This window comes from Spongiibacter sp. UBA1325, assembly GCF_002306875.1.
GTDB classification, from domain to species: Bacteria; Pseudomonadota; Gammaproteobacteria; order Pseudomonadales; family Spongiibacteraceae; genus Spongiibacter; species Spongiibacter marinus.
Genome location: NZ_DBTD01000010.1, coordinates 636,447 through 649,868 on the forward strand (window position 1 = coordinate 636,447; position 13,422 = coordinate 649,868).

Below are 13,422 nucleotides of genomic sequence, written 5' to 3' on the forward strand. Positions count from 1 at the left end.
GGAGTCGATCATGTGGGCCTACCCGGAAATTAAAAACGTCGCTGATATTGTTCGCTACAATGAAAAACATTACGGTGAACAGACCGCCACCCGCTTTAACAAGCACTCGCTAAGCTGGAAGGACGTCAATCGGATGTCCAGCCAATTTGCCAATAAGCTTTCCGAATCAGGCATAAAGGCGGGTGACAGGGTTCTTTACTACTCCGGCAATTCCCATGACTATTTTTTGACGATCTTCGCCTGCGCTAAAATTAATGCTGTTTTTATTCCAATGAACTGGCGCCTCGCCCCCGAAGAAGTTAGCGCCATCGTCAAGGATGCGGAGCCGAGTATCGTTTTGATCGAGGACAGCTTTAAAGCGGTTTGGGAAGAGGCCGCCAAGAAACTGAACTCGCCGATCCAGGCCGTTGACCTGCAACCAGGAATTCACGCTGAAAACCCACTCTGGAAGTGGTTTGCAGATGCAAGCAGCGACGATCCAAAGGCATGCTGCGCCCTCGACAGTACCGCTTGGCAGATTTACACCTCAGGCACAACTGGCGCTCCCAAAGGGGTTGAGATGACGCACGGCAGCATAATGAATATGCGCCTGTGCGAGCATCTCGAACCTGCCTATACTTGGGGCCCGGCAGACCGCTACTTATTCTGTGTTCCAAGCTTTCACCTTTTGGGATTGGGGCTATCTATGCAGGCTATGTACAACGGTGCAACCATCATCATCGCCCCACAATTTGAGCCCGGTGGAGTACTGGACATAATCAACAACGAAAAGCCGACACTGGCCGGTGTGGCTCCAGTAATGATTCAGATGCTATTGGATCACCCCGAGACAGAAAAAACCGACTTCAGTAGTATTAGAGAAATCATGTATGCCGGCTCACCTATTTCCATGGGTGTGCTCAAACGCGGTATGGAAAAAATCCCCTGCCGGTTCATGCAATTTTATGGTTCAACCGAATCTGGCGGCGCAATTACTTTGCTTCGTCCCGACGATCATGATCTCAACAATGAAAAGCGGCTCACCTCCTGTGGCAAACCCCTACCCCTTATAGAAATACAAATCATCGATTCCAACAATCAAGCATTAGGGCCGAATGAAGCCGGTGAGATGCTGATTCGCTTGCCCTCCATCGCAAAGTCCTACTGGAGAAAACCGGAAGCTTGGAACGAGGTCTATGAAGACGGCTGGTATCGTTCTGGAGACGTCGGATATTTCGACGAAGAGGGCTACTACTATATTGTTGATAGATCCAAGGACATGATTGTCTCTGGCGGTGAAAATATTTATTCAACCGAAGTAGAAAACTGCCTCTCCATCCATCCGGAGATAGCCGCGGCCGCAGTGATCGGAGTCCCCAGCGAAAAATGGGGTGAAGAAGTAAAGGCTTTTATTATCCCTCGCCCGGCATGCCAACCCGACAGCACCGAAATCATCGAGTTCTGCAAATCTCGACTGGCAGCATACAAATGTCCGAAATCCATCGAGATCGTGGAAGACTTCCCCCGCACTGGCGCTGGTAAGGTTTCCAAAAAAGACTTACGTGCACCTTATTGGGACAAAAATCAGGGGCGTGCAGTAAGTTAAACCCACCTAAAGGAAAAGAAAATATGGCTACTAACTACGACGACGCCTGGCTTTATAACGGCTGTCGTACCGGTTTTGGCGAACTGAACGGCACGATATCCACTCTGTCCGCGACAGACCTAGGCATTGCTGTACTCAAAGCGCTGCTCACCCAAGGACAAGTTGCGGCAGAGGACGTGGACTGCCTGTTCGCAGCCAACCTGGCGCCATCGGACTTCGATGCAGGCTACTTGCCGCGTCATATCGGTCTGTATGCCGGGCTGCCAAAACACGCTCCAGCATTAATGCTGCAACGCCTGTGCGGATCCGGCTTTGAGTTAATTGCCCATGCCGCTGACTATCGGCAATTGAAGAAGGCCGAAGTGATGGCCTGCGTCGGCAGTGAATCCATGTCTCGCATGCCAGTATGCAGCTTTACCAGTCGAAACGGCTTTAAGCTTGGCCAGGTTGATTTCCGCGACTACCTGATGGAGCTGCTATACGACGCTGCAGCGGACATCCCCATGGGTTGCACCGCCGAAAATCTTGCCAAGCAATACAATCTGAGCAGGGAAGAAGTCGACGAATTTGCCTACCTGAGCTTCGAGCGGGCGCTGGCGGCACAGAAATCTGGTGTACTGGGTGATGAAATCATTACCCTCACCAATCAGACCTTTGAGTGCGAAACGCTCAAAACCAAACGATTGAAGCTGCCCCGCGGTGTTGAAAGCTTCAACACCGACGAGCACGTTCGTCCCACTAGCCGCGAAACTCTGGCCAAGCTCCGTCCCTCCTTCCAAAAAGACGGTGTACAGACAGGCGGAAACAGCTCCGGCATCGTCGATGGCGCCGCAGCGGCATTTGTGGGCAGCATGGCCTATGCCGAGCGCCGGGGTATTAAACCTCTGGCCAAGATTCGCTCCTCCGCCGCCGCGGCGGTTGACCCGCATGTGATGGGCATCGGACCGGTGCCAGCCATTCTCGATATGCTAAATAGTAATGGCTTAAGCATTGCCGATATCGGCCTGTTCGAAATCAACGAAGCCTTCTCAGCCCAATGCCTCGCCGTAGCAAAAGAGCTTGATATCAGCCTCGAGAAACTAAACGTGAATGGCGGCGCTACGGCCTACGGCCACCCGCTAGCGGCAACAGGCGTACGCTGCACAACAACATTGGCGAAGGAAATGAAACGCCGAGGTATTAAGTACGGTATCGCCTCAGCCTGTGTGGGAGGTGGTCAAGGTAGTGCCCTGTTGCTTGAGAATCCGGAAGTATAGCTCTCACCCAGGTATACTTACGTTCGCTTGGCGGCCCATTGGGCCGCCTTTTTTATGTGCGGGGGTGCAGAGAATAGATAGAATACTGTTCGGATAGCGCCCAGAAACAAACTCTAGCTGCCGACGGCTAAAAGAGACTCGACAGACGACAAGCTCTGCGGAGAACTGTCAAAGCCAGTGCCCTGAAACCAGCTACGACCAAGTTGGTTTTGCTTTCGAGTGTACTTCAACGCTTCGAGCATCGAACGTTGCTTAAATTCGAAACTACCTGCTGGCGATGCGAGAAGGCGTTCGGTAGCAAAAGAAAGCGTTGCATAATCCCCACCCAATGCGGAAGCCAGTGCCTCGCGCTCACGTTCCAAGGCGATTTCACCACTCGAGAGATTCAGCAATTCCCCAGCTAGCGCCTTGAGTGCCGCCGAATTAAACAAATCTACTTCCTGCTCTCGATTACCCTGCTCCAGCAATACATTTAAATGGGCGACAAGCAAACCAGCTTGCTCCATCGCAAGAGGCGCATCATCGCGGATAGCCGGTATAATCGTTTCCGATACTGTTCGAATTAGTGTTCGGAGCCTCAACTCCTGAGATGGGTTCATGAATACACCTCCTCCATAAGATCTAGCAATTCAGCAGAGAATGCATGCCCGGCTGACGCCAACCAACTGAGCAATATATCCTGATGGCTGTGCCCACGACGCGCCGTTTGCACCGATGTGGCGAAACAGATAGCAACGCATTTATACACACTGAGAATTCGATAAAACATAAGCGCCTCAGGATCGATTACACGACCAGTTAACTCGCTGTACTGTCGACATAACGCCTCAGGGCTCATAAGCCCGGAGGCCATCACTTCACCTTGAGCTGTGACGCCTTTATGGCAAATGATCCAGGCCAGATCCTCATGATAATCGCCGATGTGAGCTAATTCCCAATCAAGAATTGCGGAAATCTCAAAGCTGTCTTCATCAAACAGATAATTTCCTGTACGAAAGTCGGCATGAACAACAACCAACTCTCTCGCCTTCGGAAGATTCTCTTCCATCCATCGTTCTGCCAGGCCCATTATCGGCGAGCCTTCGATCGCGTCGTCTCGCCAGACGCTTCGCCACCAGTTTAATTGCCAGCGGACGGCCTGATAGTCATCTTGCGATGGCACATCAAAAATGCCGTCCGGGGCAAAGCTCACTGGAACGGCGTGCATCTTGACTAGGTAATCCATGAACTTTGGAGACAGAGCGTCACGATAGTGATCAGGTAACAAGGACCCAAGGCCAGATACATTGCCGCCGCCATCAGATGGTTTAGTCACGCCTCTCACAGAGCTCGTGATCAGAGCAGGCCGTCCAAGAATTGCTCCGACAGGGTCAGACCAAAGCACCTGCGGTACTGGAAGCACCGAGGCCATTATTTCCATTATCCGCTGCTCTTTACGACGATCGGAGACTACTGCGCTCTCAAGCGGGTCCAGTCGTAAAACACATTTCTGGCGCGTGCTGGCATCGACTTGTAAATCGAATACAAAGTGCTCCTTTGACGCGCCGCCTCCCATCCTTTTGAGATTTTCGATCCGGGGAGAAGCCAGCCCCTTATAGTTAAAAAATGTCATTAAGGACTGTTGCAGTTCCGCCTCAGTAGCCCATTGGTAAGCACCCAACTCCCGATGCTGAATGGCGCCCTGCAACATGCGCACAATGGATGGCTCAATATCTTTACCAGCCTCGTAGTGGGCGGCATGACTATTCCTGCTCATTGGCCGCACTCCCCCTTACTGCGCACATATTCGATTAAGCTGTTCGACCACAGCACCTCACAGCAGCCAACCGCAGGTTTACCATCGATATGTGCCGTGATCGGCGATTCAAACAAGGTAATCATTGGATCTGGACCGAGCTCAAAGGTGGTATAAGGCACACCCTGGAATAGCGTTATTCGACCTGCACTATCCTCGATACGGGCATTTAAAACACGTGAAGTGAGGTCGTCATTTATCTGAAGGTCGATATCAACATCGACAAGCTGCGCAATATGCCCCTGCTTTTGGACATACCCACGCATCAGGGTCTGGCCCAATGACTCAAGTTTCCAAAAATGGACGGACAGGCCATTTCCTGCGTTGGAGTGAACCCACTTCCAGTGCTGATTCACTCCCCAATCACGGGTGCCCGAGGAATGATCACGCTGACCATCACAATCTAGGTTCACCACCCTTCCCTGAAAAGCAATTTTTCCGGTGACACGCCCTTGCTGTTCAAAGCGGTCAGATGCGATCCACTGCGGACATCCCTCGCGATGCGAGCTATAGGGGTAAATCGGCTGGCTAGCAACAAAATTGTAGTCCAGGTCAAACAACTCGCTTTTGTAGCTAATATAGGCAGTCTGCAAGGGTTCACCCAAGCGCAAATGCATATTGCCCACTTGCCAGTCATTGAAATCCGCTGCCGCCGGAACCGGGATCCCATCGCATTTTTTGAGCAGGGGTTCAGGCCCGATGCCAGGGCCAAAAAGGGTTACGAGGCTACCGGCCAGCCCACTGCCACTAACCCAGGTGTAAACAATGCCTGCGATGCCGTCTTCGGGTATCTGAAACAGAAAGGCTAGGGACTCTCTCGCATAGGGGCCGTCACCGAGCTGGTGACGATTGTCGTGAACCGGATCAAGTCCACGAATATCAGTGGTATCGCTAAAAATCATGGTGTTGTTATCCTGCTTTAAAATTCGACTCGTTTATACCGAGAAACTTTTAGCAGGCTAACAAAACCGTGTTTTTGAACAATAGACCAATTTCAGCTAATCAGTGTCGGGTCAACAGCCCCACGGACTGAAGTTTCGCCAAAAGCGCTGTGCGATTATTCACCTTAAACTTTCTAAACAGTCGCTTGAAATGCTTTTCCACGGCGAATTCCGATAAGGTCAGAGCCGCGGCAATCTGCTTGTTGCTACGCCCGGTCTGGAGGGCTTGAACAACTTCCATCTCTCGCGGAGTAAGATGCAGATTGGAGAGTTGATTGGATGCATTATTGTTGTTTTCAAAAAAACCAGCCGTCAGCGATTCCATAAAATCGCTTGCCACGCCATTTACCAGCATTTCCAAGGAACCCAGCACCGACCCGCTACTGAGCGCGGAAGGATTGGCCTTCTGCCGCTGCTCCATCAAGCCTCCGACCAAATACATGCCGGGTGAAAACGGATGGCTGGCGGCAACAATATCGCGATACCCGGCCTGATCGATAAACTTCCAATAAGGTTGGGCTCGCCCACTGTCTTCCTCCAATTGAGCACGTTCAAGTACCATCGGAGCCGGATAGTCTTGCGAGCCACCGACTGCAGAAAGAAACGGATCATACGCCCATAAATTTTCTATATAGCTCGAATGGACACGTTCGCTCATGCCATAGCGGCAAAGAAAACTCAACGCTTGCTTCTTCGAATAACTATTGAATAAAAACAAGCAAAGATTGTCTGCACCAGACCTTGCCATGATATCCAGTACTTCGGCTTGTCTATTAAGAGAAAGATAAAACATACGAACTCCATATTTTTGTTATTTATGGAGGGCTCGCCTGCGCGAGCCGAATGTGCTGTGCTAACGGCTAGCCTTTAATTGACATTTTTCCGCGCATTTTTATAAGATTTTCATTTAACTTACGTAGCGTCTTAACCGTTAAGAGCACTTCGTTAATGTCGATCCCCTCCAACATTTCCTTGTTGGCTGACAACGTTAAAACTCGCATTTCCTTTATGACTCGGCGACCATCTTTTGTGATAAAAATTCGGTTTATCCGCCTATCGTTGGGGTCAGGGCGACGCTCTACCATGTCAACGTCTTCTAGACGGTCTATCAAGCCACTGAGGGTAACTTTACCGATACTCATATCGTCGGCGAGATCGGACTGGGTCAAGCCATCCCGGCGAGAGAGATAGGCCAATGCCCATGCCTGCGAGCGGGTCACCTTGAGGGGCTTGAATATTTCATCAATCACGGTGCGCCGCAAACGAGCGGAATCGTGGATATCAAATCCCAATCGTAATTTGAGGTCTTCCTCGGAGATCTGGGAATCATTTGAGAGAGCCGCATCAAAACCGCGAGTAGCAGGAACCTTAGCCATAAGTTATTCCACCCAAAAATACGTAAAAATATTAATAGTTAATATGTTAACAGTATTGATACGAATAATGCTATAGGCAGCCTCAATAAAGTAAAAACATACCCAATCAAATACTAAAGCAAACAGATTTACCTCCACGAATTTATGCGAAAACACACCGAATTATTGATTCACATCATGTTCGCATGCGTACTTTTAGCAAACAATCATACTTCTATAATTAATTATCGCAAATAGTGCGCGCAGGAGACCCCCGATATGTCGTTTACCAACAACCCTACTGCTAGGGCCGTTCTAAACCAAGTTGTCCATGACCCACGTTACCCAAATGTCATGCATGTACCGACGATATCCTGGCCCCAAATCTCACTCGTCACCCTAGCTCTTGCAGGGTTTGGCCTTTCTTCCTTCGCGTATTTAACAGGGACGATACCGCTAGGAATGGCCATGTTCATCAACCTGATAACGGTTTATATCTCTTTTACCCCACTACACTTTGACCTTCGGCCAAAGCATTTAGGAGTTGTCGATCCTGATATTGCTCACCCTCACTCATTAGCACGCTCGTTCAGGAAGCTCGTAATTGGCACTATAGCGGTCAATAGCAGACACGGCCCGATAAACCCTGCAACAGTTACGGGGATACCAATGCCTTGGCTTAAAGAAACCACGAATCTGATTAGCGATACTGGAATCCGTCATTTGTAACTGAGCCAGCGGCAACGCCAGCAATTCCAATGCAGCCAATTCGTGGGGCTGGTGAGTACCTCTCTCAGAAGCCCCCTGCCCGACTAGAGTCACGGTCTTGCCGATGTCATGAAGGACAACTAGAAACACAGCGATCTCCCGCTCGATGGGTCGCCAGTTATGCCAAGCGCTGACCTCCAGCTGATGCAACATATCGGCTGTGTGTTCCAGTAGCCCGCCTTGGTATGGGTGATGAAATCGCTGACTGGCTGGAGCATTGAGAAATCCCAAGGCATTATTGGCATCCATTAAAAACCCGGTCATCAACCGTTGCAGGCCAGGATGAGCTAAAGCGACCCAATGCCGTATCACCGTTCTGAGTTGCGGCAGAAAAGCTGGCAAAACCCATTCTTTTGGAAGCAACGCGGTAGGCCGGACTCGTTCAATTCGTGGCCGGTAGAGGTCTTCAATTTGAACCACCAACCGATCCGCCACGTCCTGTAACTCACCATTCACCATCACAATATCGCCGTGCCCGATATTGCGCTGACAGGGCAGAACAGCAGCGTGATCAATCACTGCGGAGGCCGTGCCTGCCAGATTACCCAGAACCAACCGGGAACAGGGAAGACCCGCACGATTCAATTTGTCGTACCGACCCAGCACACGAAACTGTGCGCGATCCAATCGGCGAGAATCGTTGATAGGATGACTGGATTGACGAAATTGGCGACCAGTGACGACAACCTCTTCTGAACTTATAACAACGGGATGCTTCACTGCGTACCTCCAAGGCGTTGTTGAAGTAGGTTTTCAAAGGCTGGCCCATCCCGGCGCGTCAAGTTAGGCACGTAGCGGGAATAGACAGTGAACAACATTTGCGTGCTGGAATACCCCATTTGATATGCGATCCATTCCGGCGATTCACCGGAAGCCAACCACAAAGTGGCAGCAGTATGGCGGGTCTGATACAACCTTCGGTCTTTTAGGCCAAGAAGTTTGAGAGTGGGTTTCCATACCCGCCGATTTACATTCATCGGGTCCAGAGCTGTCCCGGCCCGGGAGCAGAACACAAAATCGCTGATAGCACCTGACGCTTTGTACTGTGATTCCAATGCCTGACGTACTGGTCCCGAAATTTTGAGTTCACGCTGTGATCCATCGTTCTGGACTTACCCCTGTATGACTGACCACTTCGGGCTATTCGCACACAATCGCCACGTTTGACCAATCGCAACACAACGGACAATATCTGGCCAGCATTGTTACGAATAAGGCGAGGGCTCACCTTAAACCTGACTGCCTCACTCATATCTCCAGACACCGTGATACTCACGTCACAATGCCCTCCATGCCGGTTTCGAAATAAAACGTGGCTTCGCCAAACAAAAGTCTGTTTCACCGAAGTCTCCTTATTCCTTATGGAATCGTTGTTGATAAAGGCCGACGCATTGAATCTTTGGACTACTGCGCTACTGCACCGCGCAGCATCCAGGGCACAATGGATTTCTGGTAGAACTGGTTAACCAGCGTGGGGAACAATTCAGACGGTGTTTGATAGAAGCGGCGCTCACAGCTGAGCAGCTTTGACAGGCAGTAGTTGTAAGCGACGGTTCTGTCCCAGGTGGCTAGATGGGTCAGGATGGCCATGCCATCGGCCTGACCGATATAGCGCACCTTTTGGCGTTGGATTTCCCACTCCACAAGAAACACCATCGTCATGGCGAGTGCTTTACACTCATCGGGTGACAAGCAGCCGTAGGGTCTTTCTTCGCTGAAGGAAGGCTTTGTTTGCTTCAGATTCACCAGACGCATGCAATGCAGCATAGTGTTGAACTGATTGCGCATCAGCGCCAGAAGGCGTTCACGCGTGGCGACAGTGCGGCCGTCCAGCTCGTTGATGAACTGGTTTAAGGCCTCCCAGTTATCCAGTGCTTCTCCGCTACCGAAGATAAAGACCAGGTCATTACCCGTCAGTGATACACCGAGTGTCTCAGCAAACTCTTCGATCACATCGCAGAGCAGGTTTAGGTTAAGTTGCAGGGGTTCACGTGTTTTCATATCCACATCCTCATTGGGTTGTCAGGGGTGATGTTCTAGTGATTACCGGTGTGCCTGAAAGTCGGGATACAGCACTCGGAGCAGATCATGGGCTAATGGCATGGTCAGCTCAGAGGGATGGTGGGTATAGCAAGCCTGCTGACTGACAATCCAGTTGCGGAGCTTGCGGACTCCATCGCCGGTACCGGGCAGGATTTTCCAGCAGTGGTCAATGACTTCATGAATAGGCTGGTACGTCGCCAGCATTTCCAGATGGGCATGCGCCATTAACTTGACGTGGTCAGCCGTGAGTTCAAGCTGCGCCATGTGTGGCACTGGTTTTGGGTAGGAATAGCAGGAGCCTTCCCAAAGCTGCTCGGACTGCGTTCGAAGGAACATTCTCAACGACCCGAGCTCCTGCTTCAGCATTTGGTCAACCCCAACCTCAACCAGATATTCCAAGGGGGTATACCAGGTAGCCGGTGATTCCTGCGGGTGACACGCACGGAGCCAGGCATCAATGGCCTTCGGATTATCGAACTCCCAACCGGTGCCGACGCGCATGACCAGCCCATCGGGATACACGGTCTTCAGTTGGAGATGAATGGCGCGAGCCAACATAACGATCACGGAGTGTTTGATTTCAACCATGGTGAGCACCTCGTTGTTTATTCTGAAAAAAGACCAAAGTCGCGATGAAAGAGCACACTGCTCCAGTCGGGGTACTCCGGTGACCCGAAGAGCACCAGCTCCCCATTGAAATGTTCCTGCCCCTTGCCGGCAGGCCTGTCGTCAATCAGGTAGTCGCCCTGAATCAATCCTTTGTTGGGACAGATGATGAGCCGATACGCCGCATCTATTCCCAAATGACTGGCCACCCATTGACGCTTCTCGGTGTAGCTGTGAGGGTTCATCACCGAGGGCGCCGTAAGGATGTACACCTCGGTATTAGGCAATCGGCTCAGATGGTGGAAAGCCTCAATCGCTCCTAGCAGGGGAGGCAGATCGATAAAGAAGCCCGGCAGACTTTGTGGATACATGAGATCCGGGCGCTGCGCCTGCACCGCACGGTAATGACCGGCGAAGTCACAGAGCGTATCGTCCATATCAACAAAGATGCGGCGGTGCTTGGGGTTAAAGTGGCGGGTATCGCTACGCTGCGCAGGTACCTTAGGCATCGTCGCCTCCTTTCATTAACTGAAAGGCATTGAGATGGGGCGACCACGGGCCAAATACACGATCCATGAGATATTCGAAGACGGTAGCGGCGTTCCCCATCTTGATTTGCGACCACGGAGTCGTACTGTTGAAGTGGAGATTGTTTGCGTGCAACCATTCCAAGGTATTCACGGAATTCTGCATGACAAGAAGCAGCTGCGACATCTGGATTGCGTGTTTGACGTCAACAATGTTTGCCAAAGGCTTAAACGCGTCGATTTCCTCTTCAGGAATTTCCCATGCAGTAAGCACACGATAAAATGCCTGATCCGAATGCCAGTAAGGCAACAAGAGCGTGCAGTCACCCGCGTGACAGTAAAGCTCTTCAGGGATTTGCATATTCATGAGGCGCATTTCCCCCAAAGTGAAAAAGGGCACTTCGCCGATGGGGAGCCTTCAATGGTTTGAAATTCAAAATCAATCATTGCTGTTGTTCTCGTTGCTAATCGATTTTTCACTGAGAAGTTCGTTGTCTTGATGCCCATTCTGCCGCGGTGAGTTCGGCGCGGTAGGAAGTCGGGAAGACAACATGCGCTCAAACGCCGATCCATCCTGACGAGTCAAATTCGGGATATAGCGAGAGTAGGTTTGAAACAGCATTTGGGTGTTGGTATGGCCCATTTGACGAGCGATCCACTCAGGAGCCTCGCCAGAAGCAAGCCACAACGTTGCCGCCGTATGTCGCGTCTGATAGAGGCGCCTTTCCTTTAAGCCAAGCAATCGCAAAGTTGGCTTCCAGATGCGCGCGTTTACATTTTTGGTATCAAGGGGTTTTGCGTTTGAAGTACAGAAGACATAAGCACTCACCTCCCCTGTTGCGGCTTTTTGCCGACTCAAAGCATCCAACACCGGCTGAGACATATGGATTTCACGCTGGGAGCCATCATTTTTGGTGTATTCGGTTCGCCCATTGGTGATTGACTCACGAACCAAAATCTCACGCCGGCCGAAATCCACGTTCTCCCACTTCAGCCCGTGGATTTCTCCACTACGCAACCCGGTATAAAAGCGAACAAGAAAGTAGTTGTAGTAATCCTGCCGGATGGACTCCAGAAAAAGCGTCACTTCATCCAAAGACAAGGGGTCGACGTGGTTTTTCTGTACCTTAAGGCGCTTGATCGTTTCCCCAGGATTTTTAAACTCATAGCGAAACGCTGCTTCCTTGAGGATAGCCAGCAAGGTACCCATGATTTCATTGACCGTTTTCGCCGTGAGGGTACGCTCACCCTCCCCTGTCTTTTCTTTAGAAAGCTCCGCTCGAAAACCTAGTAAGTCGCTTTTTTGGATGCTATGAACTTGGAGGTTTCCAAACTTCGAACTCAGGTGACGATTGAGATGGCTACGTGCTGCCTTTTGGGTATTTACACGCCATGCCGCTTCATTTTCGGTAAACCAAACCTCGGCAAACTCTGAAAACTTAGGTGTATTTTTTATGAAGGTTTCAGGCAATCGCGCGGCAAGCTGCGACCGGCTACCTGAATCTTGAACAGAGCCAGAATGATTTCTAACATCACGCTTAAAGCCAGCAGCTCGCGAGCTTCCAGGAAAGAATTTTTCGTACTCAAAGGTACCCAGCACAATCGCCTGCTCAATCTTCTCGAGCATTTTTTCCATTCGGCGGCGATTGGCTTTGGTGTCTTTAAGTGCTGTTTGCTCTCGACATCTCACCCCAAGATAGTTGAAGTCAAAGAGCAAAGTGCCAGTTTCTTTTCTGACACTAACTTTAGCCACGGCACAGCTCTCCGCTTGCCATTGGAATTGCCATTTCATCAGTAGCAGAAGAGCTCAACATATCCCGTTCAATGTTCTCCCAGAGATACAAGATCTTCCGACCACCAAAAGGACGAATGTAGTGAACACCCTCGAAAAGAACCGAATCCTTAAGGCAGTTACGGATTGTGGTGGGTTCGTAATGAATACGCTCAGCAAGAGCTTCTGTGGTCAGGTACGTATAAGTCATGTATAGTCCCTCTGACTATGTATATGGGTTCACAAATTAGCATATTGGCTAATCCATAAGCCGATAATAGCATCGTGAATTAGCCCGTCAAGTTATTTATTAGTTTTAAGGCTAATTAATTATCATGATTAGAGTGCGACTAAAGGAAATGCTCTCTGAAAAGGAGTTTCGCGAAGGGACTTCTGTGACGATGAAAGATGTTGCTGAAGCGACTGGAATTCACCCTGTGACCTTATCGAAGATTGGTAAAAACAGGGGCTACAATCCATCGTTAGATATCGTAGATCGACTTTGTGAGTATTTTGATTGCGAGGTAAATGACCTATTGGTTCGTGTTCGTAATGACGTGACAAACTCGAACTAATTGGTCTTTTTTACTGAAAATTTGGGCGTGCCAAAATGCTTTTTTGGCACGGATCCGTCACAGATTTGTCACAGATCCGTCACAGCGACTTTTTGAGGACGAAAAAAAAGCGCTGCCCGATTGCAACGCTTTGATCTTCTTGGGGAAAAATGGTGGGCCGTGATGGATTCGAACCATCGACCAATTGGTTAAAAGCCAAC

At 50.3% G+C, this 13,422-nt stretch carries 15 protein-coding genes and 1 pseudogene; 3 read left to right on the forward strand and 13 right to left on the reverse strand.

What is annotated here, in order from left to right; all coding sequences use genetic code 11:
- The first annotated feature begins 10 nt into the window (after positions 1 to 10).
- Both B3K78_RS14825 and B3K78_RS14830 read left to right on the forward strand, forming a co-directional pair.
- Positions 11 to 1,585 (forward strand): long-chain-fatty-acid--CoA ligase, encoded by a 1,575-nt coding sequence (locus B3K78_RS14825; RefSeq protein ID WP_286696059.1) that lies wholly within the window; start codon positions 11 to 13, stop codon positions 1,583 to 1,585.
- Between the two features lie 23 nt (positions 1,586 to 1,608).
- Positions 1,609 to 2,841: a thiolase family protein gene (locus B3K78_RS14830; RefSeq protein ID WP_286696060.1), complete on the forward strand. Its 1,233-nt coding sequence runs from the start codon at positions 1,609 to 1,611 to the stop codon at positions 2,839 to 2,841.
- Positions 2,842 to 2,954: 113 nt separating this feature from the next.
- On the opposite strand, the gene B3K78_RS14835 is transcribed toward B3K78_RS14830, so the two are convergent.
- From B3K78_RS14835 to B3K78_RS14895, 13 genes and pseudogenes are all read right to left on the reverse strand, one after another.
- A complete protein-coding gene (locus B3K78_RS14835; RefSeq protein WP_286696061.1) occupies positions 2,955 to 3,440 on the reverse strand; it encodes a hypothetical protein in 486 nt (161 codons plus the stop codon).
- Complete coding sequence (locus B3K78_RS14840) at positions 3,437 to 4,597, reverse strand: phosphotransferase family protein (protein ID WP_286696062.1); 1,161 nt, start codon at positions 4,595 to 4,597, stop codon at positions 3,437 to 3,439. Before B3K78_RS14840 ends, B3K78_RS14835 begins: the two co-directional genes overlap by 4 nt.
- Positions 4,594 to 5,538, reverse strand: coding sequence for a DUF7064 domain-containing protein (locus B3K78_RS14845; protein ID WP_286696063.1), 945 nt, complete (start codon positions 5,536 to 5,538; stop codon positions 4,594 to 4,596). Before B3K78_RS14845 ends, B3K78_RS14840 begins: the two co-directional genes overlap by 4 nt.
- 100 nt (positions 5,539 to 5,638) lie before the next feature.
- Complete coding sequence (locus B3K78_RS14850) at positions 5,639 to 6,370, reverse strand: helix-turn-helix transcriptional regulator (RefSeq protein WP_286696064.1); 732 nt, start codon at positions 6,368 to 6,370, stop codon at positions 5,639 to 5,641.
- A 67-nt stretch (positions 6,371 to 6,437) separates the two neighbouring features.
- Positions 6,438 to 6,953 (reverse strand): MarR family winged helix-turn-helix transcriptional regulator, encoded by a 516-nt coding sequence (locus tag B3K78_RS14855; protein WP_286696065.1) that lies wholly within the window; start codon positions 6,951 to 6,953, stop codon positions 6,438 to 6,440.
- A 555-nt stretch (positions 6,954 to 7,508) separates the two neighbouring features.
- The gene (locus B3K78_RS14860; protein ID WP_286696066.1) at positions 7,509 to 8,420 is read right to left on the reverse strand and encodes a 3'-5' exoribonuclease YhaM family protein; all 912 of its coding nucleotides are present in this window, start codon (positions 8,418 to 8,420) and stop codon (positions 7,509 to 7,511) included.
- A pseudogene (locus tag B3K78_RS14865) lies at positions 8,417 to 8,785 on the reverse strand (site-specific integrase); the annotation flags it as partial. The pseudogene B3K78_RS14865 and the gene B3K78_RS14860, both read right to left, overlap by 4 nt.
- Before the next feature lie 319 nt (positions 8,786 to 9,104).
- Complete coding sequence (locus tag B3K78_RS14870; protein WP_286696067.1) at positions 9,105 to 9,701, reverse strand: hypothetical protein; 597 nt, start codon at positions 9,699 to 9,701, stop codon at positions 9,105 to 9,107.
- Positions 9,702 to 9,743: 42 nt separating this feature from the next.
- Positions 9,744 to 10,331, reverse strand: a complete 588-nt coding sequence (locus B3K78_RS14875; RefSeq protein WP_286696068.1) for a hypothetical protein — start codon at positions 10,329 to 10,331, stop codon at positions 9,744 to 9,746.
- Between the two features lie 17 nt (positions 10,332 to 10,348).
- Entirely contained in the window at positions 10,349 to 10,858 is a 510-nt protein-coding gene (locus B3K78_RS14880; RefSeq protein ID WP_286696069.1) for a 5' nucleotidase, NT5C type, read from the reverse strand.
- Positions 10,851 to 11,243 (reverse strand): hypothetical protein, encoded by a 393-nt coding sequence (locus B3K78_RS14885; RefSeq protein WP_286696070.1) that lies wholly within the window; start codon positions 11,241 to 11,243, stop codon positions 10,851 to 10,853. Before B3K78_RS14885 ends, B3K78_RS14880 begins: the two co-directional genes overlap by 8 nt.
- Before the next feature lie 72 nt (positions 11,244 to 11,315).
- Positions 11,316 to 12,629, reverse strand: coding sequence for an Arm DNA-binding domain-containing protein (locus tag B3K78_RS14890; RefSeq protein ID WP_286696071.1), 1,314 nt, complete (start codon positions 12,627 to 12,629; stop codon positions 11,316 to 11,318).
- Positions 12,622 to 12,858 carry a hypothetical protein gene (locus B3K78_RS14895; RefSeq protein ID WP_286696072.1) on the reverse strand — a complete coding sequence of 79 codons (237 nt, stop codon included), beginning with the start codon at positions 12,856 to 12,858 and terminating at the stop codon, positions 12,622 to 12,624. Before B3K78_RS14895 ends, B3K78_RS14890 begins: the two co-directional genes overlap by 8 nt.
- A 148-nt stretch (positions 12,859 to 13,006) precedes the next feature.
- Between B3K78_RS14895 and B3K78_RS16880 the strand changes: the two genes are divergently transcribed.
- Positions 13,007 to 13,222, forward strand: a complete 216-nt coding sequence (locus B3K78_RS16880) for a helix-turn-helix domain-containing protein (protein WP_414711289.1) — start codon at positions 13,007 to 13,009, stop codon at positions 13,220 to 13,222.
- Positions 13,223 to 13,422 lie beyond the last annotated feature (200 nt).